The organism is Paraburkholderia sp. HC6.4b (assembly GCF_014200875.1).
Taxonomy (GTDB): Bacteria; Pseudomonadota; Gammaproteobacteria; order Burkholderiales; family Burkholderiaceae; genus Paraburkholderia; species Paraburkholderia tuberum.
Genome location: NZ_JACHDC010000001.1, coordinates 273,557 through 299,781, shown reverse-complemented (window position 1 = coordinate 299,781; position 26,225 = coordinate 273,557). Strand labels below are relative to the sequence as shown.

General features: G+C 59.0%; 20 protein-coding genes and 2 pseudogenes. 11 read left to right on the top strand and 11 right to left on the bottom strand.

The features are described from left to right. From HDG34_RS01280 to HDG34_RS40035, 3 genes are read left to right on the top strand one after another with little or no spacing between them, the layout of a single operon-like run. Positions 1–1,374 (top strand): MFS transporter, encoded by a 1,374-nt coding sequence (locus tag HDG34_RS01280; protein ID WP_184057080.1) that lies wholly within the window; start codon positions 1–3, stop codon positions 1,372–1,374. A gap of 47 nt (positions 1,375–1,421) precedes the next feature. After that, the gene (locus HDG34_RS01275; RefSeq protein WP_184057078.1) at positions 1,422–1,787 is read left to right on the top strand and encodes a LysR family transcriptional regulator; all 366 of its coding nucleotides are present in this window, start codon (positions 1,422–1,424) and stop codon (positions 1,785–1,787) included. Further along, positions 1,688–2,452 carry a substrate binding domain-containing protein gene (locus HDG34_RS40035; RefSeq protein WP_184057382.1) on the top strand — a complete coding sequence of 255 codons (765 nt, stop codon included), beginning with the start codon at positions 1,688–1,690 and terminating at the stop codon, positions 2,450–2,452. The genes HDG34_RS01275 and HDG34_RS40035 overlap by 100 nt, the downstream gene beginning before the upstream one ends. A 38-nt stretch (positions 2,453–2,490) precedes the next feature. Here the strand turns inward: HDG34_RS40035 and HDG34_RS01265 are convergent, their stop codons facing one another. Then, complete coding sequence (locus HDG34_RS01265) at positions 2,491–3,747, bottom strand: thiolase family protein (RefSeq protein ID WP_184057076.1); 1,257 nt, start codon at positions 3,745–3,747, stop codon at positions 2,491–2,493. A gap of 521 nt (positions 3,748–4,268) precedes the next feature. Next, positions 4,269–5,315 carry a LysR family transcriptional regulator gene (locus HDG34_RS01260; protein ID WP_184057074.1) on the bottom strand — a complete coding sequence of 349 codons (1,047 nt, stop codon included), beginning with the start codon at positions 5,313–5,315 and terminating at the stop codon, positions 4,269–4,271. Positions 5,316–6,057: 742 nt separating this feature from the next. Between HDG34_RS01260 and HDG34_RS01255 the strand changes: the two genes are divergently transcribed. The 4 genes from HDG34_RS01255 to HDG34_RS01240 all read left to right on the top strand — a co-directional run bounded on the left by HDG34_RS01255 (position 6,058) and on the right by HDG34_RS01240 (position 12,025). Continuing rightward, positions 6,058–7,224, top strand: a complete 1,167-nt coding sequence (locus tag HDG34_RS01255; protein ID WP_184057072.1) for an acyl-CoA dehydrogenase family protein — start codon at positions 6,058–6,060, stop codon at positions 7,222–7,224. Between the two features lie 487 nt (positions 7,225–7,711). Continuing rightward, positions 7,712–8,890: an NADH:flavin oxidoreductase/NADH oxidase gene (locus tag HDG34_RS01250; RefSeq protein ID WP_184057071.1), complete on the top strand. Its 1,179-nt coding sequence runs from the start codon at positions 7,712–7,714 to the stop codon at positions 8,888–8,890. A gap of 855 nt (positions 8,891–9,745) precedes the next feature. Next, entirely contained in the window at positions 9,746–10,426 is a 681-nt protein-coding gene (locus HDG34_RS01245; protein ID WP_184057068.1) for an SDR family NAD(P)-dependent oxidoreductase, read from the top strand. 192 nt (positions 10,427–10,618) lie between these two features. Further along, the gene (locus HDG34_RS01240) at positions 10,619–12,025 is read left to right on the top strand and encodes an MFS transporter (protein ID WP_184057066.1); all 1,407 of its coding nucleotides are present in this window, start codon (positions 10,619–10,621) and stop codon (positions 12,023–12,025) included. 1,019 nt (positions 12,026–13,044) lie between these two features. On the opposite strand, the gene HDG34_RS01235 is transcribed toward HDG34_RS01240, so the two are convergent. Genes HDG34_RS01235 through HDG34_RS01225 form a run of 3 tightly spaced genes read right to left on the bottom strand, consistent with a single transcriptional unit; the run spans position 13,045 to position 16,476 of the window. Further along, positions 13,045–13,815, bottom strand: a complete 771-nt coding sequence (locus HDG34_RS01235; RefSeq protein ID WP_184057064.1) for an SDR family NAD(P)-dependent oxidoreductase — start codon at positions 13,813–13,815, stop codon at positions 13,045–13,047. Then, positions 13,812–15,494, bottom strand: coding sequence for an NAD(P)/FAD-dependent oxidoreductase (locus tag HDG34_RS01230; RefSeq protein ID WP_184057062.1), 1,683 nt, complete (start codon positions 15,492–15,494; stop codon positions 13,812–13,814). Before HDG34_RS01230 ends, HDG34_RS01235 begins: the two co-directional genes overlap by 4 nt. Positions 15,495–15,543: 49 nt before the next feature. After that, on the bottom strand, positions 15,544–16,476 hold the full coding sequence (locus tag HDG34_RS01225) for an alpha/beta hydrolase (protein WP_184057060.1): 933 nt from the start codon (positions 16,474–16,476) through the stop codon (positions 15,544–15,546). Between the two features lie 217 nt (positions 16,477–16,693). Here HDG34_RS01225 and HDG34_RS01220 point away from each other — a divergent pair, with 217 nt between their 5' ends. Next, positions 16,694–18,421, top strand: a complete 1,728-nt coding sequence (locus tag HDG34_RS01220; protein ID WP_184057058.1) for an amidohydrolase family protein — start codon at positions 16,694–16,696, stop codon at positions 18,419–18,421. 415 nt (positions 18,422–18,836) lie between these two features. Here the strand turns inward: HDG34_RS01220 and HDG34_RS01215 are convergent, their stop codons facing one another. Together HDG34_RS01215 and HDG34_RS39790 are read right to left on the bottom strand one after the other, a co-directional pair. After that, complete coding sequence (locus HDG34_RS01215) at positions 18,837–19,400, bottom strand: IclR family transcriptional regulator C-terminal domain-containing protein (protein WP_311734723.1); 564 nt, start codon at positions 19,398–19,400, stop codon at positions 18,837–18,839. A gap of 45 nt (positions 19,401–19,445) precedes the next feature. Beyond that, positions 19,446–19,592: pseudogene (locus tag HDG34_RS39790) on the bottom strand (helix-turn-helix domain-containing protein); the annotation flags it as partial. A gap of 739 nt (positions 19,593–20,331) precedes the next feature. Here HDG34_RS39790 and HDG34_RS01210 point away from each other — a divergent pair. The 3 genes and pseudogenes from HDG34_RS01210 to HDG34_RS01200 form a co-directional block, all read left to right on the top strand. After that, positions 20,332–21,108 (top strand): IclR family transcriptional regulator, encoded by a 777-nt coding sequence (locus HDG34_RS01210; protein ID WP_184057054.1) that lies wholly within the window; start codon positions 20,332–20,334, stop codon positions 21,106–21,108. Between the two features lie 126 nt (positions 21,109–21,234). Beyond that, positions 21,235–21,345: an SDR family oxidoreductase gene (locus HDG34_RS40030; RefSeq protein ID WP_221308997.1), complete on the top strand. Its 111-nt coding sequence runs from the start codon at positions 21,235–21,237 to the stop codon at positions 21,343–21,345. A gap of 67 nt (positions 21,346–21,412) precedes the next feature. After that, positions 21,413–21,926: pseudogene (locus tag HDG34_RS01200) on the top strand (aldehyde dehydrogenase family protein); the annotation flags it as partial. Positions 21,927–22,001: 75 nt separating this feature from the next. Here HDG34_RS01200 and HDG34_RS01195 read toward each other — a convergent pair. The 4 genes from HDG34_RS01195 to HDG34_RS01180 all read right to left on the bottom strand — a co-directional run bounded on the left by HDG34_RS01195 (position 22,002) and on the right by HDG34_RS01180 (position 26,218). Then, positions 22,002–23,306 (bottom strand): MFS transporter, encoded by a 1,305-nt coding sequence (locus HDG34_RS01195; RefSeq protein ID WP_184057052.1) that lies wholly within the window; start codon positions 23,304–23,306, stop codon positions 22,002–22,004. Between the two features lie 493 nt (positions 23,307–23,799). After that, on the bottom strand, positions 23,800–24,618 hold the full coding sequence (locus tag HDG34_RS01190; RefSeq protein ID WP_184057051.1) for an alpha/beta fold hydrolase: 819 nt from the start codon (positions 24,616–24,618) through the stop codon (positions 23,800–23,802). Between the two features lie 62 nt (positions 24,619–24,680). Then, on the bottom strand, positions 24,681–25,436 hold the full coding sequence (locus HDG34_RS01185; protein ID WP_184057049.1) for an ABC transporter permease: 756 nt from the start codon (positions 25,434–25,436) through the stop codon (positions 24,681–24,683). Then, positions 25,436–26,218: an ABC transporter permease gene (locus HDG34_RS01180; RefSeq protein WP_184057047.1), complete on the bottom strand. Its 783-nt coding sequence runs from the start codon at positions 26,216–26,218 to the stop codon at positions 25,436–25,438. The genes HDG34_RS01185 and HDG34_RS01180 overlap by 1 nt, the downstream gene beginning before the upstream one ends. Positions 26,219–26,225: the final 7 nt, after the last annotated feature.

The window sequence follows — 26,225 nt, the reverse complement described above, 5'->3', positions numbered from 1 at the left end:
ATGAATCAGCCTACTCGCACGCTCGACGTTCAGTTGTTTATCGATGGTGAGCGATTTTCACCCTGCCAGTGGTTGATACTGACGCTATGTTTTCTCGCGTTCGCCGCCGACGGTTTTGACAACGCGGCAATCGGCTACATCGCGCCGGCGCTGATCCGCGATTGGGGGGTGGCACGTGACGCCTTGGGCTCCGTCATGAGCGCGGCGCTGCTCGGCGTCGGGATTGGCGCGCTCGCCGCCGGTCCGCTGGCCGACCGCGTTGGCCGCAAGACGGTGCTGGTCTTGTCCATTGCTTGTATTGGTGTCTGGAGCCTCGCGGCGGCACAGGCACACACCATTGGTGTCCTGCTTATGTTCCGCTTCCTGACGGGGTTGGGGCTTGGTGCCGCGATGCCGACTGGAATAACGCTCACGTCGGAATACGCTCCGGAGCGCATACGCGGTGTCGTGGTCAACAGCATGATCTGCGGTTTCTCCTGCGGAATGGTCATTGGCGGCGCAGCGTCGGCGTGGCTCATACCGCATGCAGGCTGGAAGAGCGTGTTAATCGCGGGCGGCGTCGGCCCCTGCCTGATCGCGTTGCTGGTCGCTGTCGCACTGCCGGAATCAGCCCAATTTCTTGCGGTGCGCCAAGGCACGCATGCACGCATCGCTCGCATCCTTAAGCGGATCGCGCCGCAACAGCAGTTCGACAACTGCAGGTTCGTTGCCAGCCAGCGCGGCGAGCCCGCGCGCGGCGCGGCGCTTGCGCTCGTATTGTCCCGGCGCTATTTGCCGCGCACGTTGCTGCTCTGGGCTGCATATTTTTTGACGCTGGTCGTCTATTACCTGCTCGTCAACTGGATGCCGACACTTTTCCATGATGCGGGCTTTGACGCGTCGCGCAGTGCCTTGGTGACGTCCTTGTTCCCGCTTGGCGGGGTGATCGGCACCGTCATTACCGGCTGGTTAATGGATCGTTTCGACGCGAACCGCACGATAACGTTCGCGTACGTGTTGGCGGCCTTGCTGGTATTCATCGTGGGGCGGAGCGTCGGTAGCGCACCGGTGTTCTTTGGTGTTCTGATTTTCCTTTGTGGGATGGTCCTCACCAGCGCGGCGACTTCTACATCTGCTTATCCGGCCAGAGTCTATCCGACGCAGGCGCGCGCGACGGGCGTTGCATGGGTTCTTGGCGTCGGTCGAACCGGCGCTGTCGCCGGCGCGTTCCTGGGCGGTGAACTGCTCACCCTAGGTTGGCGGGCGGCAGACGTGTTTGGCCTGCTTGCCGCGCCGACGCTATTGGCTGGGGGGGCCGTGTACGCGGTTTCGATCTGCCTGTCGCATGCAAGGGGCGAGGAAGAGCCAACGACTGCAGCCGTGAAGCACTCCTAGCCAGGGCGTACCCCCGTCGTCACGGTATGCCGCAGGTGCGGCAGCGCATGACGGCTGTCCAATCGGCGAATCCCGGGAACAGTTTCGCAACGGACGAGTTCGCGCAAATCCAGACGTTTATAAAGGTCGTCGACGACGGCAGTTTTTCGGCGGCTGCACGTTGTACGAACTCTTCGGTCAGTTCGATTGCGAGACAGCTTCAGGCGCTCCAAGTTGAACTGGGTATCAGGCTTCTGAATCGCACTACTCGCGGTCTGGCGTTGACTGAGCCGGGACAAGTGTTTCATGATCGCGTCAGTACGATCGCAAGGGAATTCAGCAATGCCAAGTCGGAGGCGGCCTCGTTTCGGGGACCAGATCACTTCCTCACCTGCTGCAGCGATACCCGGACCTGGGCTTTGATATTTCACTGACTGACGAGCGGGTAGACCTCGTTTCGAACAATATCGACGTGGCCATCTGGGCGGCCGACATACCCGATGCGGAACTGGTCGCGAGACCTATTAGTCCAATCCGCCGGATTGTTTGCGGCTCGCCAGAATACTTCAGGCGGCGATGCATTCCGAAGACACCTGACGACCTGCGGGACCATATCTGTCTGCTCTATGCAGCGCGGTCGTACGGCAATATGTGGGCATTCTCGAGGAATGGTGCACGACAGGACGTTGCCGTCCACGGGAACCTGCGGTCCGATAATGGCCTGGTTTTGCTCTCCGCCGCGTTGGCAGGCACCGGCATTATCATGGTCCATGACTGGATGGTCCGGCTGCCAATACTAGGCGGTCAGCTGATGCGGGTGTTGGATGACTATGTCGTCAGTCCCACGCGCTGCAGACTCGGAGATGCATGCCGTTTATCCAAGTGGTCGCGGTCTTTCACGGAGGATCTTTATCCACTTCTTGATCGAATTGTTCCAGCCAGAAGAGGTGGCTGCCGGAGCAGCCGCTGTCCGGGAGCCGGGCTGCACGCATGGGAGGTACGGAGAGCCTTGAAGAGTTCAACCGCAAAATCGTGCTTACGCCCGCACATCATGTGGTTGAGCGTGCCAACTGTCGTGGCACGGGTCGGTAGATCTTAGACGCTCGCTGATTGGAGCGATGCTGGTTGCGGAGCTGGCTAGTTGATCAGAGGCCCGAGCACGTGAACAGCCGTGGCGGCATCTTCAACGCCAAGCAGTCCACCCCCGTTTTCGATAATGCCAAAGCGGGCCCCTGCCACCTGTCCGGATCCCGCTTCACCCCGAAGTTGTGTCACTACGTCGTGGATCATTACCAACCCGGTAGCACCGATCGGATGCCCCTTCGAGATGAGGCCACCCGATACGTTGATCGGGATTCGCCCGCCGAGTGAGGTCTCACCGGAAAGTCCCATTGGTCCGCCATCGCCACGGGCGCAAAACCCCAGGTTTTCGGACTGCAACACCTCGGCAAACGCCGTTGCATCATGTAATTCGGCCAGACTCATGTCATCCGGACCTGCCCCGGCTTGCTCATAAGCTTTGCGCGCGGCGATCAGTCCCGAATGGCGTTCGTAGTCGTCCGGGTCGCGATCTGAACTGCTTACGATTACGGAAGCCGCCACCTTGACCGCGCGGCGTGAACCGAGGTGCTTCAGCGCCTTTTCGCTCATCAGCACAGCGGCGGCGGCGCCGTCGCTAATGGGTGAGCACATTGAGCGCGTGAGGGGCCACACGACAGGAGCGTCGTGCAGAACCTGCTCGGTTGTCATGGGCTTGCGATACTGCGCGTGCGGATTATGAACGGAATGGCGGTGATTCTTGGCAGCGATTGCCGCGATTTGCTCAGCAGTAGTACCGAATTTTGCCATGTGCTGACGCGTCAGGCCGGCGTAAATATCCATAAAAAAACTGCGTCCGGGTGCGCCGATTCGCATGTCGTCCTCCACGCTTGGTGGCACAGCCGACTTGCCGAGATTCGCCAGGCGCTCAAACGTCTCGTTGACGAGGTGGACATCCGTTCCGCCATTGAATGCCTTGAACATTGCTTCCTTTTTTTCCGGATAAAAGAGCTTGTCCGCACCCACAGCGAGCACGATGTCATGCTGGCCGGCCAAGATGCTCGTCATGGCCTGGTTGAAAGCCGTGCTGCCGCTGGCACATGCGTTCTCCACATTGATAATGGGAATGGTTTGAACTCCAATAGCTTTCAAGGCGCATTGCCCACGGATGGAATTTTGCCCCTCCATCTGACCTTGACGTGCGTTGGTGAACCACGCGCCTTGCACATCTTTGAGTTCCAACTGGGCGTCCCGCAGTGCCAAATTGACTGCTTCGCGAACCAGATCTTTGACCGACTTGTCCACGAACTTCCCGAGATTCGTCATTCCGACGCCCACTACATATGCACTAGTCATTGGTATTCCATCCTTTCGTATGCTCCCGGAAGCCGATTTCTCAGAGTATTTCGGGAGCAAGGTAATTTGTTAAGGGTCCGCTGCGCTTCGCGACTTAAGACAACAAACATGCTTCGATTCTAGGCGTGTCCAGTCCGCGTGGGCTGTCGTTAAGGCGGCAAGGTTCTTTGTCCCCGATGCAAAGCCGCCGATTGGACGGAAGCGACTAATCGACCCAGTCGCCCATGCGCGCGGATCGCTTTACTTCCCTTGCGAATATGATCTCTTCGTTGTCAAAACTTCGAGTACTGGCAACCGTAGTAGCCGATCGATGGTTGGTCTTGCGCAATTATTTTTGGCCGCGTGCCGTGTTTTTCAACGGCAAGCCACTCCTGCGAACATTCGCGTGAGCGATGAGCTCGCAGAAGCCACTCCTGCGAACATTCGCGTGAGCGATGAGCTCGCATTTTCATACGTTGTGGAATTGATTCTGCAGATCCGTACATTTGCCGATGGGGAGTGAATCTGCAACGCGCGTTGCGCTAGTTTGGCGGCACGTCGGCCAATAAGCAGGGGGCGTCGGTTGAAGCCTCTTCGCCATGAAACAAATGCACAAGGAAGTCGACAAAGATTCGAACTTTGCGTGAAAGACCGCGGCTGCTGGGATACACCACATACAATTCGGAATCTTCTGCTCTCGGTCGCACGGTATACTCGCTCATTGTTCTGGCAAGTTCATTTCTAGAGACTGGAAGCCGGACCGTCCATTCTTGGGCTACGAGGATACCGATGCCCGCCATTGCCGCGGAAATCAGAACTAAGCCATTGTCCGAGCGGAGGTTGCCGTTGACCTCGATATCCTCCCGCGTGCCGTTCTTTGTAAACTCCCAGATGTTGCCGTAAGAACGCGCTGCGTAGAGCAAGCAGTTATGGTGGCGTAGGTCTTGTGGGGTCACGGGGACGCCGTGGCTCTCAAAATAGCCGGGCGAGGCACAGACGATCCGTTCACTGCGAGTCAGGCGCCTTGCGACAATTTCCGTGTCGGGTATATGGCCCATCCAGACAGCGATGTCTATGTTATTTGCTATAAGGTCGGGGCGCTCATCCGTCAACGAGATATCGAAACCCAATTCTGGGTACTGATTGACAAGACGGGGGAGCGCCGGAACGATAATCGTTGTGCCTGTTGAGACTCGCAGCGACACCCTCAGGACTCCCTTGACGCTATCCTGGAAGGACGTGGCTTCTGATTTCGCGTTGCTTAGCTCTTTTGAGATGGTGCGAACCCGCTCAAAAAATAGTCTGCCAGGCTCAGTCAGCGACAAGCTACGTGTGCTGCGGTTAAGGAGCCGTATGCCAAGCTCTTCTTCGAGCGACTGAATTTGTCTTGCTACCGCACTAATGGAGGAGTCGGTGCAACGGGCTGCAGCCGAAAAACTGCCGGCTTCGACCACCTTAATAAACGTTTGAATGCGCGTGAAGTCGTCCATCATCCAACCCGGATGCCTATTTTGAAGAGATTTCTTGCCAGCGAAGCGTACTCGCGAGCGAAAGCGTTCCCGATTTACCTGCAATTCCACAGCAGACATTGATCGTCGCGCGTTGTCAACGAGGACTCTCCCTATACGCGGAGCCGTCCCGGGGAGCGTCGGTGATCTGCACCCGCGACGCCTTTGGCATAAATATCACCTCAGGTATGACGAAAGGTTCGAGTGCGTCATTTGGTTTGGATGCGTCCTGATCGGAACGCTTGCTGAGACAATCCTCGCTGTATTCGCGCCACGCCGGCAAGACGCCTTCGCTACCACGATCGCGGGCGGGGCATCAACGGCGGGAGGTCGCCGATACGCTGCGCGCGACGCGATGTTGGGAAACGTACGCGGAACCTCCCGCAGCTGCGGATTGCTGCGTCGCAACAACGGCGTCGCATTTTTGCGAAAGACGACAAGCACCTTGGCCTGAAAATGGGCGTGCGCAGTCTGGACTCAGTCGCAGCGCATTGGTACGCTTCCTCAAAAGAAAGACATCATCTTTTGCAAGAAACTGAACCGCTCAATAAGGTGCGAGATAGCAAATCGGCAGGAATGCTTCGCGCACACGTTCTCAACAAGGGACGCAGTATGTCGATGCATTCGCGCTGCGATGATGAGAAGGAAAGCGAAATGATTCGCGCACTCATGTTGTGCCGGCCGACAGTGTACGAAAACTGGAAAGATCTCTCGCAAGCGCATCCGACGCGCTGATTTTTCGGCCTCGAAGCTTTTATTGGGAATGACCTTTCAAGTGGGCCATACACAAACGGCACCGACACTATCTAGGGAATTTTAGTTTATGGACTTCGATCTCAATGAAGATCAGTTGTCGATTCAGTCGTCAATCGAAAAGATCTGCGAGAAATTCGACGACGATTACTGGTTGGAACGCGACCGCAATGGCGGCTTCCCTCATGACTTTTATCGAACGCTCGCGGAAAACGGTTGGCTTGGCATTGCGATGTCCCCTGACTATGGCGGTGCGGGATTGGGGATGACGGAAGCGGCCTTTATGATGCGAACCATTAGCGCGTCAGGGGCCGGCCTATCGGGAGCTTCGGCCGTACACATTAACATCTTTGGTCTTAACCCAGTACAGGTGTTCGGAACCGACGAGCAGAAGCAAAGGTTCTTGTCGCCGCTCATCAAAGGAGAGGACAAAGCCTGTTTTGCAGTGACCGAGCCGGACGCGGGACTTGATACAACACACCTGAAGACCCAGGCGGTGCGAGACGGCGATCACTACGTCATCACGGGAAGAAAAATCTGGATTTCCACCGCCCAGGTGGCCAACAAAATGCTGATCATCGCGCGTACGACCCCGCTCGACCAACTAGCGAAACCGACGGACGGGTTGAGTCTCTTCTACACCGACCTCGACCGCAGTCGCGTGGAGGTGCGCGAAATCGAAAAGATGGGCCGCAAGGCCGTCGATTCCAATATGTTGTTTATCGACGGATTGCGGGTTCCGAAGGCCGACTTGATCGGTGTCGAGGGACGAGGTTTCCAGTACTTGCTGCACGGGCTGAACCCCGAACGCATATTGATTGCAGCCGAGGCCATTGGTCTCGGGCAAGCGGCATTGCGTCGCGCTACTCAGTACGCAAAGGAGCGGATCGTATTCGGCCGTCCAATCGGGCAAAACCAGGCAATTCAGCATCCTCTGGCACAAGCGTGGATGCAACTGGAGGCGGCCAACCTGATGGTGTTGAAAGCGGCGACTCTTTACGACGCAGGCAAGCCCTGCGGTGCCGAGGCAAATAGCGCTAAGTACCTCGCTGCCGAGGCGGCTTTCCAGTCCTGCCAGACAGCGATCGCTACGTTGGGCGGAATGGGGTATGCGAAGGAATACCATGTCGAACGATACCTTCGGGAGTGCATGATCCCTCGGTTGGCGCCCGTGAGCCCTCAGATGATTATGTGCTTTATCGCCGAAAAAGTGCTGGGTTTGCCCAAGTCCTACTGAACTTGGTGAGCCGCCGTGCCTCGGCGACATTCCGCCGCTGGTAGCGGACGTCTCATCGCGTTTGCGATGTCAGGGAAGTGTCGGGCACGCGCGGCCAGGGAGTAGGAGGGCGGCGCCCTTGGTCAGTGTCCTAGGTGGAGGCTTCCCGTCACGGCTATCGATTACTTGGCAACCGACCATCGGGCACGGCCTTGACGCACGTGCGTCACATTCCAGCGAGAGCCCGGTTCTGACGTACGGAACAATGCAATGCGCCGCGTTGACGATATCGGCCACAATGTTCACGATGTTTGCAACGGAATTCGAGAGAGAAAAGCAAGCGTTGATAGCGGAGCATACGGAGTCCTGCGCATGCTGTTCTGCGCTCGGATTCGGTCGTTTAGCGCGGCCAATGAACCGGCGCCGGTCCCTCGCGATTCGAAAGATTTCGATCGGCACGCGCAAGCGAGCAGATCACACATCCCCCAATTACCGACGAACAGATCCTATGAATGCCCGAGTGGAATCGAAAACGCCCACGCTGTTCTCCGAATACCGGCTGCGCGATGTGATGTTCCGCAACCGTCTCGTCGTCTCGCCCATGCAAATGTACATGACTGGGCCAGACGGCATTGCTACGGATTGGCACTTTCAGCACCTTGTGAAATGGTCACTCGGGGGGTTCGGGACGGTGTCCACTGAGGCGTTGATGATTGACCCGTTGGGGCGCAACACCTATGGGGATTGCGGCATTTGGGGAGATGAACACGTCGCTCCGCTTCGCCGCATCACTGATTTCCTCCATGAGCGCGGATCGCTCGCGCTTGCGCAGATTCATCACGCCGGCCCGAAGGCATCCCGTCAGCGACCTTGGGAAGGTCTCGGTCCCCTTGGCGAGGCCGAGGCTGCGCGCGGGGAAGCTCCGTGGCAGCCGGTGAGCGCCTCGGCCACCGCTACACTGCAGGGTTGGCACCAACCGCGAGCACTCACGGCTGCCGAGATCGACGTGATCATCGAGAAGTACGCAGCGGCGGCCGAGCGCGCTGATCGGGCCGGCTTCGACGTGCTGGAGGTCCATGCGGCGCACGGATACCTGATTCATTCATTCCTATCTCCCCTTACTAACTTCCGGCAGGACGACTACGGAGGCGGTATGCGAGGCCGCATGCGAATCGCGCTGAAAATTGCACAGGCGGTACGCACCCGATGGCCGGCTGGCAAACCGCTTTTCTTTCGCCTGTCGGCGGTGGATGCTACGGAGCCGCCCAACGACGGCTCGATGTGGACTTTAGAGGACAGTTGCGTGCTAGCACGTGAGCTCAAAGCCCGCGGCGTCGATGTCATTGACTGTTCCTCGGGCGGCATCCGCTCGGCGAATTCTGTCATGGATGTTGCGAAGAACAGATCCAAGCTAAGGCGAGGCTTTCAAGTGCCCTATGCGAGAGCAATCCGCAGCAAGGCGGGCATTCCGACGATGGCGGTGGGCGTTATCCTCGACGGGCCGCAAGCGGAGGAGATCCTTCAAGATGGGAGCGCAGACCTGGTCGCGATCGGGCGCGAGGCGCTGACCGATCCCCATTGGGCGCTGCATGCGGCACAAGCATTGTCGGCAGATCCTGAATGGCATTTGTGGCCGCGGTCTTACGGTTACTGGCTTTCCTACCGAGACCGCATCGGAATCGAATAGGCCGGTTTGTGCTTTCACTTGCCGGGTACCGAAACGTTGCGAGTAGGAAATCATCATAATCGTTGTGACTTACTGAGGGACTTGATCAAGCTGCCGGTGCATGTGAGGTTCTACACGACAGGAAAAAAAGACAAGCGTATCGCAGCATATGCTTGCATGGACGGCCTCGAATCCCAAGTACGACATCTGTAGCGTCCTATTTCATCTCGCGGAACGGCAGAAGAATGCTCCTTGACCATCGCCCTGCTGCGCTTCAATCATTGCTGGGAGACGAGTCGCAAATGACAGGAGTAGCGATACGATGAATACGCCCCTCGCATCGGACGAGCCCTCTCGGGGCGTGGCGGGTCAGACCGGTGCGAGCGCCGATGGCGGTGCCGGCGCAGCCGACTTTGGAGACATGTCTGCCCCGGAAGGAATTTCCGGACGTGTAATCGCGGACATTGCCGCGGCGCGGCAAATGGTGAGGTCCGGCGTCTTCGACATTCACGCGCACTCTGACGTAGAAGTCAGTCGTGAAAACCGCCGGCGCCCATCGTCGCATTGCGCCCTTACCACCACGGCGGGCGTACTGTCGTATCGGCATCGAGGTTGTCGTAAGGGACACAAAGTCGCCGACATCAACCTTATCAAGTACGCGAATCGAACGCTCGATGGGCCGGCGGCGCACGATCCGACCACAGGTGGCCGGCGTCTTGTGCAGGCCGCGGTCGGCTACATCGTTGAATTCGTGAACTGCCCGTGTATCGCAAGGCGACCCGACCGGAGCACAGCATGTACGGGTCCGGAATAGCAACGAGTACGCGTTTATCCACCCGCATCGACAGCGTTGCAAAGATAAAAGGTACAAATTGAATGTCACTCAACGATAAAGTCATCGTCATTACCGGCGCGTTCGGGCAGCTCGGGCGCGCAGTGACGGCCGAAGTGCTATGTCAAAAGGCGAGAGCCGCGCTGCTCGACATCGCTGAAGAAGACGCACCGAACCGCGCGCACTTTTGGCGCGTCGATCTCGCCTCGCTCGCGGATACGCAAATCGCGATGGGCGCGATCGCAGCGGAGTTTGGTCGGATCGATGGACTCGTAAACGTCGCGGGAGGCTTTACGTGGCAGACCCTGGAGAGCAGCAGCGATCTAGCAGCATGGCACCGCATGTACGAGATCAATGCGATGACATGTGTGACCGCATCGATGGCCGCTTTGCCGTACCTGCTGAAGGACGGTGGCCGGATCGTCAATGTTGGAGCGGCGGCCGCTGTTCGTGGCGCAACAGGGATGGGGCCCTATGCGGCGGCCAAGTCGGCGGTCGCGCGCTTTACCGAATCGCTTTCCGACGAGATAAAGCACCGCAACGTGGCCGTCAATGCCGTTCTGCCTAGCATCATCGATACACCGCAGAACCGCGCGGACATGCCGAACGCCGATTTCAGTGCATGGGTGACGCCGCAGGACGTCGCACAGGCCATTGCGTTTCTTCTGTCGGATGCGGCCCGGTCCATTACGGGCGCGCTGCTGCCGGTGACAGGGCGGATCTAACGAGCGCTAACCGCCGCTTCACACCGTGGTGCTCGTTCGGTTTGTCGAAATAGCGCATCGCATAGCGTAGTTGTCCAGATGTTTATCGCGTTTTATGAGTGGGAAATTTTTCGCGCTGCGGGACGCCAATCCGTGCTGCCGGTGCGCCAAATTCAAGCCACGAAACAATAACCGTTGAGCTCGGAGGAGACGATGAAAGATTCGACGCATACCTTACCCGCCGGCAGCCCGGTCGACAGCCCGCTCTCACACGCATCGTCAGGCGGCACCGTGCTTGACAGCGCCTACTCCTGGTACGCCCTGTTCATCATGGCTGTAGCTTGCGCGCTGTCCTATATTGATCGCCAACTGCTGAATCTGCTTGTCGATCCTGTTCGCCACTCACTGCAGATAACCGATACTCAAGTAAGCCTGGTGCAGGGCGCGGCGTTCGTCTCGGCCTATCTGATTGCCGTTCCGATCTACGGACGCCTTGCCGACACCACGAATCGTCGCAACGTTCTTGTGGCTGGCATTTGCGCGTGGAGTGTTTTTACCGCGCTATGCGGACGCGCTGAAAGCTATGGAGAGCTGTTCGCCTTTCGCTTTTTCGTCGGGGCTAGCGAGGCTTGCATCATTCCTGTTTGTTACTCTCTGATTGCGGATTATTTCTCCGCCCAACGGATGCCGCGCGCGGTAAGCCTCTTCCACGTCGCGCCGCTGGTTGGTAGCGGGGTCTCGCTGGTTGTCGGCGGCCTTGTTTTCGCCTTGGCGAACAACGTGCGCACCCTACTACCCATCCTGAACACGCTCGCCGTATGGCAAATGGCGTTCGTCCTGATCGGTCTACCAGGCTTGCTGGTTGCCGCCGTCGTCTTCTTAACCGTGCGTGAGCCCACTCGCTCGCAGGCAACTCATCCGAAGGCCGCGGACCGGCCTTACACGGTCCGCGAAACGGCGACATTCATCTGGACGCGTCGCGGATTCTACGTGCGGTTCTACCTAAGCATCGGTATGTTCGCAATTGTGATTCTGGGCTTGCCCGCGTGGCTGCCTACGTTTCTTATTCGCGTTCACGGCGCGGCACGGGCTACCATCGGTTTCCAATTTGGGGTGGTGGTAATCATCTGCGCCACCGTCGGTATCTTGATCGGGCCGTGGATCAGCTCTGCGATTTTCGAAAAGCGTGGCCGCAGTGACGCATTGCTGCGTACGGCGGCATGGTCCATGATCGCTGCGGCGATCTGCTGCGCCGCGGTGCCATTCACGCCGGATGTGACGAGTACTCTGGCGGTGACGGCTGCCGCAGTCTTTTTCTTCAGCCTTCCGACCGGCATCATGCCAACCACCATACAACTGGCCACCCCGAGTCGCATGCGGGGCACCGTCGGGGCGTTTTACACCTTCTCAAGTCAATCAATCGGATTCGGCCTGGGCCCGACATCGATCGCGCTCATGACGGACAAAGTCTTCCAGGATCCGAAGATGGTCGGATCTTCGATCGCGATCGTCTGTCCGATCGCATCGGTCATTGCGTGCTGGTTGCTGTTCTCGAGCTTGAAGCATTATCGCAGGCTGCTCGAAGAGCGGAAAGCAAATGGGGCGCTGAACGCTGCTTAGTCATTCAGATTTGAGGAAAAGATTGTCGCAGCGCTGCGCGGCATTGCCGCGCTCGCGTATTCGATAAGAGATACTTTGTTGTATCTGCGGGGCGCGTAACGGTGACGTACACGCAGTTGGTCGCATTGTTCGACGTTCTACCGCTCGCACAGTCCGTCGAGAACTACGAGGTTCGAATGCCGGGGCGCTTCCGGGCTGGCAAGGCGTCAGCGTATTTCGCGCGGGCCGAACGCGACCGCAGAAGAGTGTTGATCGCTTTCATTGATGGTCACCGGTCGGGTGAATCGTGCAGAGCCTATCAGCACAGTGCTGTCGATCGCTCGGTTGACGTTCTACCCGTCTTCGTCCCGATCGCGGAGCCACGTCGACTGGCACGACGGTCAGTGCGATGCGCTGTTCTGCCATCTTGGCTTCACTATCAACTGTCGCACGACGGATTGCGGACTGGAGGGTATTGAACCGGGCAAGCACAAACCTCGTGTTGAATGCGCCTGAGCGGTGCGCTGCATGGAGAGCGACCATGCTGAAGGCAACCAACAAGTGCATTGAACCGGGCCGCGGAACGCGTTAGGTATATGTTCGGTACCCCTCCTAGCTGCTGGCAGAAGCGGGCATCGCGCGCCGAGGGGCAGCGTCGTGCGTGATTCCTACGATCTCACGGGCCGAAGAGAGATCCACCGGCCAGAGCCGGAGCCACTTACCATAAGCATCCGCTGGAGGGCCGATTGCAGCATAACCCCAGAAAAAACGTCTCGGGGATTGCCGGTGCGCTTTAAGAGAGACCGCTGCGGATTGCGGTCATCGTGCTTGTATTCAACGTAACGTACCCGCCGATACGCCGCTTTCTGGTCGATTGCTGATGTTGCAGCCGCGCCCGCTCAGTCCGGCGAGCGTAGGCTGCGGATCCTCCGTCCGTCGTTCATGTCGCCGTAAGCCGCCCGTACCGTCGATACGAGCATGATCGGTGGTTTGCTGATGCCACGCCTCCTTCGTTGCTCTTGTCGGTACTTGTTGTCGGGTCAGGAGGCGGACATGCCGCCATCGATCGCGATCACCTGACCTGTGACTGTCTTCGATTCGTCCGATGCCAGCCAAACGGCCATCGTCGCGATTTCCTCCGGCTCGGTTAGGCCTAGCAGTTGACGCTCGCAGGTCTTGTTAAGCAGATCTGGCTGGGTCTGCAGCAGGCTCTTAACCCTCTCGGTCATTGTTACGGCGGGGGCCAGCGCGTTGACGCGGATGCGGTGCGGAGCGTATTCCACTGCCATCGAACGCGTGATGGCCGAAATGCCGCCCTTGGCCGCCGTGTAGGCGTCCTTGCCGCGGGTCCCCACCAATGAGAAGACCGAGCTGCTATTAATTACCGACCCGCCGCCGTTGCGCATCAACGCCGCGATCCCGTATTTGCATGTCACCCACGTGCCAAACAGATCGAGACGAATCGCGCGCCAGAATTCATCGACCGGACAATCAGTAACCTGCGCATCGACGGAGGTGGATCCACCGGCGTTGTTGTAGAGCACGTCGAGACGCCCCCAGTGCGCGGTTGCGGCCATGATCGAGGTGCGCACACTGTCTTCATTCGTCACGTCGGTATTGACGTAGAAAGCCTGACCGCCCGTGGCCTGGATAGCGTCCGCGCAACTGAGCCCCAACGCTTCATTGAATTCGGCGATTACCACGCGCGCGCCTTCAAGAGCAAAGCGCTGCGCGGCGGCGCGACCAATTCCGCTGCCGGCGCCCGTAATGTAGGCAACTTTGCCGGCCAGCCGTGCTTGTGCGACCGTCATACGGCACCTCCCGCAAGACCCGCCGCTGCGATTCGCGATGCGGCCTTATCCGCCATACCCGTCGCAGTTGTCTCACGGGTCAGCACGAATCCGAGATAGCCCGCAGCGGCAACCTCCTCGCACTTCTTTCGGTAATTGCCATGTCCGCCAAGGTAGGGTAGGAAGAGTTGCGGCTTGCCGGGCACATTGGCGCCGCGATACCAAGAATTTGCTTTTTCGTAGAGCGTGCGCGACACGACGTCTTGCACATGCTGCATCCAGTTCTCTTCGGCGCCCTTGTCGGCATCGATCCGAGTGATACGGTTTGCGCGCAGATAGGTCATGCAGTCCGCGATCCAATCGACGTGCTGCTCGATGCTCATGGCCATGTTGGCCAGCGGGCCCGGGCTGCCGGGGCCGGTGACGGTAAAAAGGTTGGGAAATCCTTCCGCGACCAGCCCCAAATAGGTCTTGGCACCAGCGGCCCACTTATCGGAGAGCTTGCGACCGCCGACACCGCGCACGTCGATGTGCGACAGCGCACCAGTGAAAGCGTCGTAGCCGGTGGCGTAGATCAGCATATCGAGTTCAATCAGTCCCTCGCTGGTCTCGACGCCCTTAGGAACGATGCGAACGATGGGGGTGGACTTCAAATCGACCAGTGATACGTCGTCGCGATTGAAGACGCTATAGTAGGTGTCACTGAGACAGGGACGCTTGGTGCCGAAAGGGAAACCATAGGGCAGCAGCTTCCGGGAGGTCTCCGGATCCTTGACAATCTCGCGGATCTTGCTGCGGATAAACTCAGCCACCATTTCGTTGGATTCGTCGTTGGCGAGAATGTCACCGTAGCATTGGCGGAACCCAAGCAATTGGCTGTTGATCCACGCGTTCTCGAACTTGGCACGGCGTTCCTCCGGCGTAGCGTCCAGCGCGGACTCGTTCGCCATTGGTGCCGGAATGCCGAAGCGCGTGATACGGCTCAAGCTGCGGCGCTCCGCATACGTAGCGCGCGCGCGCTGGCGCATCTCGAGTGTGAGCGGGTGGTTCTTGGCCGGCACGACGAACACCGCGGTGCGCTGGAACACCGTGAGATGTTTGCACTTACCGGCCAAGGAGTGGACCACCTGGACGCCCGAGGAGCCGGTGCCTATCACTCCGATGCGTTTTCCCTCGTAGGTGGGTTCTTGCCGCGGCCAGCGGCCGGTGTGGTATGCCTCGCCCCTGAAGGTCTCAATGCCGGGTATTTCTGGCGGCTTGGGCACTGAAAGTCCTCCCGTGGCTGGCACCAGGAAGCGGGCTTTCCGAGTCTTGCCATCTGAAGTGCGCACAAGCCAGAGGTTGTCCGCTTCGATAAATTCAGCCGCCTCCACGCGGGTGTTGAACTGAATCTGCTGACGCAGCTTGAACCGGTCGGCCACGTGCTCCAGATAAGCCATCAGTTCCTGCGCCGACGGATACCGCTGGCTCCATTCCCATTCGTCCTGCAGCTCGGACGAGAACGAATATGAATAATCCCAGCATTCCAGATCGACGCGGGCGCCAGGGTAGTGGTTCCAGTACCACGTGCCGCCAATGCCGTCGCCGGCCTCGAATGCCTGCACCGAAAAACCTGCATCGCGCAGGCGCTTAATGGCATAAAGCCCTGCAAAGCCGGCGCCGATGACTACGGCGTCGACGATTTTGACTTCTTGACTCATCAGGCTACTCCTGGATCGGAAGTGAAGAGGTAAGCCGCTAAATGCGGGTTCATGCTGCGGCTGTAAGCTGTCGAAGTTGCCCGCAAACGAATTGCAGGCCATCACGGCTGCCGGGCAGTAAGCCCAACATCATCAGAAAACCATGCATTTGTTGCGGCGCGCGCCAATGGTGGACGACCACACCGGCCGCTTTCAGCCGTTGTGCGTACTCCTCGCCCTCGTCGCGCAGCACGTCGTGCTCGGCGGTGAGGACGATGGCCTCGGGCAGGCCGGAAAGATCGGCTTCGCGGCACGGGGATGCCAAACTAGAAAGCCGCTCGGACGGGTCGGGCAAGTAGTGCGACCAGTACCACTGCATGGTGTCGCGGTTTGTTAGCAATTGGTTGTCGCGATCGACATAGGACGGTCGGTCGAATCGGCAATCGGTGACCGGGTAGATCAGGAGCTGACCGGCCAACGCGGGGCCGCCTAGTCGCCGCGTTTGCAACGTCACGGCAATGGCAAGGTTGGCCCCGGCGCTGTCCCCACCGACAACCAGCGTCAGCTCGGATCCCAGGAGTGTCGCGCGAGATGCGTGCAGCCAGGCGACAGCCGTACACGCGTCATTCACCGGGCCGGGAAAGCGGTGTTCGGGCGCCTTGCGATATTCGACCAGAGCCACCGCCACATCGGCGCCCACCGCGATTTCGCGGCACAACGCGTCGAATTCCTCGACACTGCCAACGACCCAGCCGCCGCCATGAAAATACACCAGCAAAGCGCGTGGCGTTGCGCTCGGAACGAACAGACGGCAGGGCAGGGCCGCACCTTCCACGGGGATCTTCAGGTCGCGCACAGTGCGCACGTACGGGCCGCGCGCGACGACGGAGCGCAAACCGCTAAAGGCGGCGCGGGCCTCCTCTGGCGTCATCAGATGGCGTGGCTTGGTATTGCTGGCGGCAACCCTGTCGAGGAAGGTCCGAGTTTCAGCGTCGAGGCTCATCGGTTTGTCTCCGCATAGGCTTTGTCTTGTTCCTATTAGCGAGCAAACCGCACAGGAATCCAATAGGACCCGTGGCTCTGTCCCGTACTTTGGAACGAGTCTGATTGCGTCGGAGTATGGCTTCGAAGTACGGAACGATGCGCTGCCGCATGTTGTCTGTCGCCTGTGTGCTGCCGAAGATGTCGCTTTGAGTGTTGCACACGAAAGGAGACAAGTGATGTCAACCGAATTCGACGTGGTGATACGTGGTGGCACGGTGATCGACGGTACCGGCGGCCCGTCCCGCGAGGCCGACGTAGCAGTTAAGGATGGGAAGATTGCGTTCATTGGTACGGTGTCACAGCGCGGGCGCGAGGAAATCGATGCGCGCGGGCTAATTGTGACTCCCGGATTTGTCGACATCCATACCCACTATGACGGCCAGGTGACCTGGGAGAATCGGTTGATCCCTTCGTCGAGTCACGGTGTCACCACCGTCGTCACGGGAAATTGCGGCGTGGGCTTTGCTCCATGCCGTCCGCACGAACGTGAAACCCTTGTGCGCGTGATGGAGGGGGTGGAGGACATCCCCGAAGTAGTAATGACGGCGGGTATTCCCTGGAACTGGGAAACCTTCCCCGAGTACCTTGACTCGTTGGAACAACGCCACTTCGACATCGACGTCGCCACTCAGGTGGGGCATAGCCCTGTACGCGTCTATGTCATGGGCGAGCGTGGAGAAATGGGGCAGCCCGCCTCGCCCGAGGAAATGAGTCAGATGTCGGCGATCGTGCGTGATGCCATTCGTGCTGGCGCCTTCGGAGTCAGCACTTCGCAGCATGAAGGGCATCGCACGGTCGAGGGTCAGCTGGCACCCTCAATCAAGGCGAAGGAGGACGAGTTGGTCGCATTGGCTGCCGGCCTGCGTCAGGCCGGCAGCGGAGTGTTCCAACTGCTTACCGATGGCTTCTTCGGTGGCAGTACCGCACAGGACATCATGAGCCTGATTCGCAAGCTGGCGACGGCATCGGGGCGGCCGGTAAGCTATTCCCTGGTGCACAAGACTGAGAGCCGTGAATTGCCTGACCAGTTGCTCGCACTCACGCGTGAGGCGCGAGATCAGGGCTTGCCGATCAAAGCGCAGGTGTTCCCGCGTCCAGTCGGACTGTTGTTCGGATTGGGGCTGTCGCTGCATCCCTTCCGTTTCCATCCTAGCTACATGGCGATTCACGAACTGCCGCTGGCGCAACGGGTCGCCGAAATGCGCAAGCCCGAGCGCCGCAAGGCCATCCTCGCGGAGCAGCCCACACATTCGAATCCGCACTACGTGCGCCTGGTGTCGAACTTTGAGGTTTCGTTCCCGTTGGGCAATCCGCCGAATTATGAACCGGGGCCGGGCCACACGCTGAACGACATCGCGCAAGCGGCCGGCACAACCGCTGCCGAGGTCGCCTACGACTTGCTATTGCAAGATGAGGGCAACGCCCTGATGCTGAACCCGGCGTCTAACCTGGTCGAAGGAAACCTGGAAGCGGTGCGCAAGATGATCACCGACGAAAATACGCTGATCGCCCTCGGCGACGGTGGCGCGCACTATGGCATGGTTTGTGACTCCAGCTATCCGACTACCCTGCTGGCGTATTGGACCCGCGACCGCGCATCGGGGCGGGTTCCGCTCGAGTGGGCCATAAAGCGCCTGACGAGCGACAATGCAAAGGCGATTGGAATGACTGATCGCGGCGAACTGAAGGAAGGGCTCAAGGCTGACATCAACGTGATTGATTACCAAAGATTGACGTTGTACGCACCGAAGCCGGTATTCGATTTGCCTGCGGGCGGCCGCCGCCTGGTGCAGACGGCAGATGGCTACGTGGCAACGCTTGTGGCCGGACAAGTGACTTACCGCAATGGCGAGCACACCGGCGCGCTGCCCGGGCGCCTGCAACGTAACCGCAAGTCGCCCTGACGTACATTGCCTGTCGGGCAGCGGCAGATGACGGGAGGCGGCGCATGCATTCCCGGCCCCCACACGTCGACCCGCCGATGCGGCGCTGAGCTTCCGGGCTATTGGACTCCGCACCGGCGCTGCGAATACACATGAACTGCTTTAAGCGGTCGGGAATCAGCCGGGAGGGCGATATTTGGGGCCGACCGCTCTGTTGGACTCGAGAGCGTCATTACCGAAGTGGGGCGATGCAGACGACCGCCCAAGAAGATGTCCGGTCCCAAGTGCAGGAGCCGCGAACCCAGCATCCCGCGCAAGCTTTGGTGTTCCCCTTCGCTCCAGGCTGCGGGTTACGGCTAGTGGTCGCCGTCGTAGGCTTTCGGGACAGAGGAAATGAGGATCTCGTACTCAGGGGAGCCGCGTATAAAACGGCAGGTCACGGCTCTGCATCCACATTGCGCAGTAGCGTCGTTATTTCCCGGGAGGCGCGCTTGAGTTCCGGCGCAATGCAGTTGCGGATCGCCGCAATGTCCAACGCCAGTCCTACCCCGCCACAACTCATCGCCATCAGCGTCTGGGACCGTCCAAGTCGCACTGGCAGTGCGATGCCGTAGGCATTGCGCTGATATTCACCCACGGTAATGCACGCGCCGGTGGAATCTATCTGGTCAAAGTCTCGTTTGATTCGCTGCCACAGGTCATCAGCCTCCGGACCGGCGGCCTCTAACAGGCCCTGTATGTAGCGTCGTCGTTCGGATGCGGGCAACGCCCAGAGCCAAGCTCTCCCGATTGCTGTACGCCCCATGGGAAGCAGCGAGCCTACTTCGAGCCGCAGCGTGGAGATCTGCGCGCTGGTGCGGCAGGCGATATAGAGCATATCGAGTCTGTCGGGCACTGCGAGTGCCACGCTCACGTCGAGCCGATCGGCAAGGCGTTGCATGACTGGATGGACGCGCTGCGTGACGGGGTTACTTCTCGCATAATCGGTGCCGATGCTCAAGCCGCCAACCGATAACTCGAGTGCCCGCCCCCCCGAGACGCGGCGTAAGTAGCCTAGTTTAACCAACGTAATCGTGAGGCGTGACACACTAGAGCGCGATAGGCCCGTGCGTCGCACGAGTTCAGCGTTGGTAAGCGGCGTCCTCTCGGCGCGGAAGGCGCGCAGCAAATCCAACCCGCGCTTCAGCGTCATAGTGGCGGGTATAGGGGAGTCAGACATCGCTCTTCCTGGTTCGTCAATGCGATCCACGCTGCGCGGGATGTGCACGGCTGATTGGTGAGCCGGAAGGAAATCCGGATAGAACAACGGGCTGCAACGGGTGTCAGCGCCTAAAAGTATACGCCGTCCCCTGCCCACCGTTTGTGCAGAAAACTCCATTCAAAGTACGGAAAAGATCGTGCTTTCTCCTTTTCGTCAGCGAGCGACGTCGATTTAATGGGAGTAATGGTGTCGCCCTATGAAAGAGATCAATAGGAGGGACAACGCGCCGTGAGCAGCGCTTCAATTTTCGGTCGAGAGGAGGTCCCTTGCTTCGCTTGCAGCGAAAAACTCCGGCTTCCTCGACACGACCTTACCCGACTCGCTCACGGTCTGGAGGTTTCCGTGAAGGAAAGCTGCGACGCCGGAGCGGTCACGCTAAGCATCGCCGAGAAAAGATCGCGCACAGCGCCGCCGTCGTGCGGGCAAGCTACTGCCAAAGAGACGACCCCAATCCGCGTGCCAAGTTTGTTGGAAGGAAACGTTTGTTACGGTCCACTCCGGCCCGCAGAGTAGAGACACAAACGTGGTCTATGAGGCCAAGCAGAAGTTAGGAGATCCAATGGGACACCCATCTTTCGCCGTGCGGCCAAGAGGCCATCACAGCCAATTCAAAGCGGGTGATTCCGGGCCGAGGCCGCCGCAGCGTGCGCGAGAAGGAGATAGCGACACGTTGGTTTTGCCGCTTGCGCGGGGTCTGGCCATATTGGCGGCCGTCGGACGCGAACAGCTCTGGAAAGGTAACAAGGAGATCGCGCTGCTAACCGGTTTGGCGCCTCCGACTGTCTCGCGACTACTGCGGTCCCTGGTGGCACTAGGTTATGTGCAACATGATGCTGCACGGCGCAAATACCGCTTAGCGGCGGCTGCGCTGGGACTAGGATACGCGGCGATTGCTGACGGTGAAATACAGAGTGTGGCGGGTGAAGAGATGCGCAGGTTCGCTGAATCCACAGATACTTATGTGACACTGGGCAAGCGCGACAGACTCGACGTGGTGGTGGTGGAAAGCTTTCTCGGGGGCCAGGCGATGCTCGCGCTGGACATGACGCCCGGCACACGGATGAGCCTCGCCGCCTCCGTGGCGGGGGCAGCGTTGCTGGCCGCGCTGCCCGAGCAAGAGCGCGCTTATTTGCAGGAAACGTTGGCGCGCAGGGCAGGGCGTGAGTGGACTGCCCAGCGACGGCGGATTGCGGAAAAAATCTCTCAAGTGCATGACCTCGGGTTTTGCATTTCGCCGGGCGAATGGGTGCCGGAATTAAGTTCGGCGAGTACGCCGATTCGCATTCCGGGGCGCCCACCCTGGGTACTATCGTGCATAGGCCGCACTTCGCGCATGCCGCGCGTGCGCCTAGAGCGCGAAATGGGCCCGCAACTGACCTTGATCGCGCAACTGTTGGAGGAAAGAATGGCCGCGCATTTCGGCTATCACCCGCTCGATGGCAGTTGAATACGCCCAGCACCGCATCCGCGTCAACACACTGGCTCCGGCCATAGCAAGGACCGACAGGGTGAGAGGCTGCTGCGGACTCAGCCCGATCTCCTTCGCAAGCGCCGCAAGTGTCGTCTGCGAGGCTTGACCGAGCCGGAGGAGGTCGCGACGACAGCCCTGTGGTTGGCATCGGACGAATCGGAGACGGTCACCGGTCACGGCATCGCGATCGATGACGGTATCTCCGCCTCCTGACCCGACAACCACCAGAAAGAGCAGCTGACGAGGCCAACCACGGACAAAGCGCCGATCACTCTCACATGCGCTCTCTGACTGCACGCATATCGGCCCGGTCGTCGACGACAAGCAGCTCCAGCTGGACGAGCGATACGTTGCGATTGCGCGGGAAGAGGGCGGCACCGCGTTCGGCGGGGGGGGGTCGAGCGGTCGAGCGGGGGACGCGTGGCTATTTCCTGTCGCCTGCGCTGGTCACCGATACGATGCCGGACATGCGCATCAACCGTGAGGAAGTGTTTGGTCCGGTGGCGTCGGTCATCAAGGTCAAGGACTACAACAAGGCGCTCACCGTTGCCAACGACACGGAATTCGGGCTTTCAGCGGGCGTCTGCACGACGTCGTTGAAGTATGCGAGCCATTTCCGCCGCCACGTGCAGGCCGGCATGGTGATGGTGAACACGGCAACTGCGGGTGTTGACTATCACGTGCCGTTTGGCGGGCGCAAGGGTTCGAGTTATGGCCCGCGTGAGCAGGGTAGTTACACGCGCGAGTTCTACACGACGGTCAAGACGGCGTATTTGAGTCCGGGCGTGGTCTGATATTGAGGGAGTAGCAGAAGCTATCTTCGCAATGCTGCGGTTACTCTTCTATCGTTCGCGGTGCATCGCGCTTGATCATTCGTGAAAGGCTAACTTGGTGTCGATCGGCCGACTCCCCAGAAGATTGGCCCGACTTCCGGCAGGATCGATCGACACCAGCGAAATCAAGCCGCCGAGAATCAATATACCCGCGGCACACAAATATCCGTACATATATCCTAGAGCAGGCGTTGGCGCTGTTTGCACAATCCACCCTGTGACCGATGGAGCGAATAGCCCCGCAGAGGTCATGACGGAAATATTCACCGACAGAAGGGCGCCGCGTTGCGAACTCGGACTTATCTCACCGATGATCGCTGGTCCAATCGAAAATGCAACGAGCGGAAGCGTGCAACCGAGCCCGAGGAAAATAATTCTGATAAACGGCACGAGTTCGAACGTTACCGCAGTCGAAATGAACAATCCCCCGAACACAACAAAACCGCCGAAAATGCTGCCCCGGGCAACTCTTGAGGATATGCCCTTTTTCAGGCACCGCTGGGAGAACCATGCGGTACCCAATTGAAGCGGAATGCTGCACGCCATGATGACTGACACCAGCCATCCGGTGTTTACCATGCTGTAACCGAGGCCTATGTGGACATAGGGCGGCAACCACGTGAATCCCATCACCAGAATCCAGTACGCGGCAAAGCCTGCGATCATCGTTCCGATCATCGTCCGGTCGAGCAGCAGCCGCCGGTACGGTATCTTGCCACATTCGTTCGCGCCCAGTTGGGCACTTTCCTGCAATACAGATTTATCATGCTGGCCTTCAGCACCGATGAAAAACCAGAGTATTGGCCAGACCAGCCCGGCCGCGCCAAGCACGACGAATGCGGTTCGCCATCCGAAGTTCACGGTTATCAGCGTTAGAATCGGCGCCGCAACGACGAACCCTGTTGGTCCGCCTTGGGCCAGGACCGCAGTGATTACGTTGCGCCGCTTGTCAGGAAACCACTTGTAAGCCGCATGCACGGCGAGGGGAAACGCAGGGCCTTCGCCGACCCCGAGGAGAACGCGGCATGCGATAAGCACCGTAACGGACGGCCACCATGCGATCGGAAATTGACTCAATGCCCAGATGAGCGCCAGCAAAGTCAGTAAAGTCTTGGTTTTGAGGCGATCTGCGAGAAAGCCAAAGCCAATACCGGACACCGAATAAAGCAGAAAGAAACTGCTGCCGACCATGCCGAACTGGGCCGGCGTTAGATGTAGCTCACGCATCATTGGAACTGCGACAATTCCGAGGACAGCTTTGTCCGCGAAATTGATGAATATGTACATGAACAACAGGCCGACAACGGCTGCCTGTCGCACCTTGAGGTTGGTTGCCTGCATTGTGGCTCCAAGTTGCGCATGTCCCCGCGCTGCAATTTACATCGTTTGTTTGCCGGCGAAACGGGCCCGCCTCCCGTCCAAAGTAAAGGATGAACGGGCCCCGCGGCGCGCCCCGAATGGAGGCGCGTTATGCTTTGGAATCTCTATTTGGTCGAACCCAGCTCGACTACCCGTCTCCAGCGATCTCGCGCCGACAGCCACAATCTCCAGAGCAGACCATCTTTTGCCAGTTTCGGTCAGTCGGTGTATCCATTCATCCCGTGAAGCAACTGCCGTTCACCGTCGGCAAATCGATGGGCCGTACCATGCCGACCTGGCAGGAAAGCCCTCGTTTGGAGTCGGCACCGTCAGCCTAGGACCATTGACTGTCTACGGAGGCAACGATTCTTCCGGCCCGCGGGCTACATATCGGTGGCAGACAGGTAGGAGCCGCCACGGTCAAGATACCTGTCGAAAGCTTATCGGCGTCATCTGTCCGCCACCCGAGAGGGAATCACCCGGCCGCCATAGTGTTCTCCCATCGATCCATAAAATCAAAACTGGCGGACGAGCACTCCTTCCAATGAGACATGATGATGCCGTGCCTGGTACCTGGGATTTTGATGTTCTCCACCTGAGGAACATGCGAGGACAGGTTCTGCGGATTTCGTGGATCCACGAACGGGCTGTTGCCCATGATGTTCAGCACCGGACACTTGATTCGCCCGAGTACAGGTTCCAGGTCCGCCTGAAGCAACACTTCGACGATGCGCCAGACGGTTTGTGGGCGCACCGTAACTTGCGCCGCGTGAAGCCACGCAAGAAATTCCGTGTCTGAGTACGTATCAAGGAAGCGCCCGGCGGTGATCTGCCTCGACCACTCCTCCATGTTCCCAGAATCCAGGATGGGCTTCCAATGCGACGCGTTGTTGATCCAGGCACCCTTGTAGGGCGTAGAACAGGCCGTCACAGTCGCGATACGGTCGGGATGCATGGCGGCGAGATATAGGCCCATGGTACCGCCGAATGACTCGCCGACGTAGTGAACGCGCTCGATATCGAGCCGATCGAGCACGTCGATAATATCAGCACCAATGCGCTCCACCGTGAAGGCTTCAATGTCGGCGTCGCCCGAACTTCCATGCCCTCGAAGATCGATGCCTACGACCGACCTTGAGCCGAGAATACGGCCCCACCAGGGCGCCCAGGCCGATCTATTCGCGCCAAGCCCATGCTGGAATAGCACGGGCAATGGGGCCTTACGCCAAGGTGACAACGCATTCAGCATCTCGTACCCGATACCCTCGGGAGTGTGCGCGCAGGTGTACAACATGTGATTCTCCTTACTTTTCTGGGGACTGGGCGAAAAAGACGGGGCGAAGCATGCGCTCTGTTTCACTGGCGACGTCGCTCGAACATGCCAAAGGCAATGTGGATAATCAGTGCAATGAAGGTCAACTGAGCCACGGTGCCAAACATGAGGTCGTACTGCCGCAACGCATAGGCCTTCTGCACGACGACACCTAAGCCTTCATCGGTTGCAAACATCTCGGCAATGACCACCGTTACGAAGGCGACGCTGACACCAATGCGCAGGGCAGCGACGAGGGCTGGCCGACATGCCGGCAAAAAGACCGACCAGAAGATCCTTGCTGGGCTGCATCCGAAAGCTCTTGCCATTCTGATCAGACGTTCAGGCACCAGTCGGGACGCAGCGATCGTAGTTAGGAGGATCGGGAAAACTGCGCCTATACCGGCCAGCCAGATCTTCGAACTCAGTCCCGCGCCGAAAGCAATCATCAAGACCGGATAAACAACGATTCGAGGGATCGAAAACAGCGCCGTGATGATGGGCGCGGCAATCCGCCTTGCGGTTTCGAAGCGACCCAGCAGCATTCCCAGCGGCGTACCGATGGTCGCAGCCGCTGCAAATCCCGCAATCACCGGCCAGATTGTATTAATCAGGCTTACCCAGATCTCGCCGCTCGCAACAGGCTGCCATCCCGCGTCGAGCGTTGCCAGCGGGGCTGGCACCAGTGGGGAACGCAGGGCTGCGAAATGCCAGATAAGCAGCAGTACAACCGGGAGCATCACCTGAAGAAATCGAATGCGCCACCACCGCGGCTTGGATTCCTCTGTAAAAGCTTTCATCAGGCGCTCCCATGTCCCGTTAGATCCTTCCGCAACCATCGTTCGATGCTCTCGAGAATGGCAACGGCGCCAATCGAAAGCACAACTACAAAACCGATGTATCCCCACATCGCTCTGACGGCAAAGTTCGCATACTCGTAACCAATGCGGAATCCGATCCCTGAGTCAGACAGGATGAACTCCATGCCGATCACCCCGATGATGCCGTACATGAATCCAAGCTTGATACCGGAAAAAAGGACAGGACCTGAGGCTGGAATCACAACGCGAAACAGCGTGCGTGCACGGGAACAGCCTACCGACAGGGCCATCTTCACGAATCGGGGATGGATTGAACTGATTGCCACAGCAGTGTTGAGGGCCACGGGTACCGCAACCATGACGGCTGTAATCGCGATGACAGGCCCGGCTCCGATTCCCATAACGACCATCATGACCGGATAAAAGACGATCAGCGGTATTGCGTAGAGTGTGACCACGAAAGGCTCGAACGCCATTCTGCTGGTACGGTTGAGCGCGAAGATCGTACCAATGGCCAGACCGGATGAAACACCGTAGCTTGTCGACGCTAACAGTTCCCACCCCGTGCGTGCAATATCCAGTCTGAACTGCTCCGTTCTGGCAATAGCCAGCATGCTTGTGATGATTTCGGAAGGCGGGGGCATTGTCCTGGCATTGACCCACCCCACCGAGCTGCACCACTCCATCAGCCCAAACAACGCTGCGATCAGTAACAGCCGCCATGCATGAACGCCTGGCTTGAGCAGGACACGATAGGCCATATTGGGT

Coding starts and splice junctions, on each gene's coding strand:
- HDG34_RS01240 (WP_184057066.1), top strand. CDS start 10,619: ATGAAAGATTCGACGCATACCTTACCCGCCGGCAGCCCGGTCGACAGC.
- HDG34_RS01220 (WP_184057058.1), top strand. CDS start 16,694: ATGTCAACCGAATTCGACGTGGTGATACGTGGTGGCACGGTGATCGAC.
- HDG34_RS01250 (WP_184057071.1), top strand. CDS start 7,712: ATGAATGCCCGAGTGGAATCGAAAACGCCCACGCTGTTCTCCGAATAC.
- HDG34_RS01265 (WP_184057076.1), bottom strand. CDS start 3,747: ATGACTAGTGCATATGTAGTGGGCGTCGGAATGACGAATCTCGGGAAG.
- HDG34_RS01230 (WP_184057062.1), bottom strand. CDS start 15,494: ATGAGTCAAGAAGTCAAAATCGTCGACGCCGTAGTCATCGGCGCCGGC.
- HDG34_RS01185 (WP_184057049.1), bottom strand. CDS start 25,436: ATGAAAGCTTTTACAGAGGAATCCAAGCCGCGGTGGTGGCGCATTCGA.
- HDG34_RS01180 (WP_184057047.1), bottom strand. CDS start 26,218: ATGGCCTATCGTGTCCTGCTCAAGCCAGGCGTTCATGCATGGCGGCTG.
- HDG34_RS01235 (WP_184057064.1), bottom strand. CDS start 13,815: ATGACGGTCGCACAAGCACGGCTGGCCGGCAAAGTTGCCTACATTACG.
- HDG34_RS01275 (WP_184057078.1), top strand. CDS start 1,422: ATGACGGCTGTCCAATCGGCGAATCCCGGGAACAGTTTCGCAACGGAC.
- HDG34_RS01255 (WP_184057072.1), top strand. CDS start 6,058: ATGGACTTCGATCTCAATGAAGATCAGTTGTCGATTCAGTCGTCAATC.
- HDG34_RS01260 (WP_184057074.1), bottom strand. CDS start 5,315: ATGTCTGCTGTGGAATTGCAGGTAAATCGGGAACGCTTTCGCTCGCGA.
- HDG34_RS01225 (WP_184057060.1), bottom strand. CDS start 16,476: ATGAGCCTCGACGCTGAAACTCGGACCTTCCTCGACAGGGTTGCCGCC.
- HDG34_RS01190 (WP_184057051.1), bottom strand. CDS start 24,618: ATGTTGTACACCTGCGCGCACACTCCCGAGGGTATCGGGTACGAGATG.
- HDG34_RS01245 (WP_184057068.1), top strand. CDS start 9,746: ATGTCACTCAACGATAAAGTCATCGTCATTACCGGCGCGTTCGGGCAG.
- HDG34_RS01280 (WP_184057080.1), top strand. CDS start 1: ATGAATCAGCCTACTCGCACGCTCGACGTTCAGTTGTTTATCGATGGT.
- HDG34_RS01195 (WP_184057052.1), bottom strand. CDS start 23,306: ATGCAGGCAACCAACCTCAAGGTGCGACAGGCAGCCGTTGTCGGCCTG.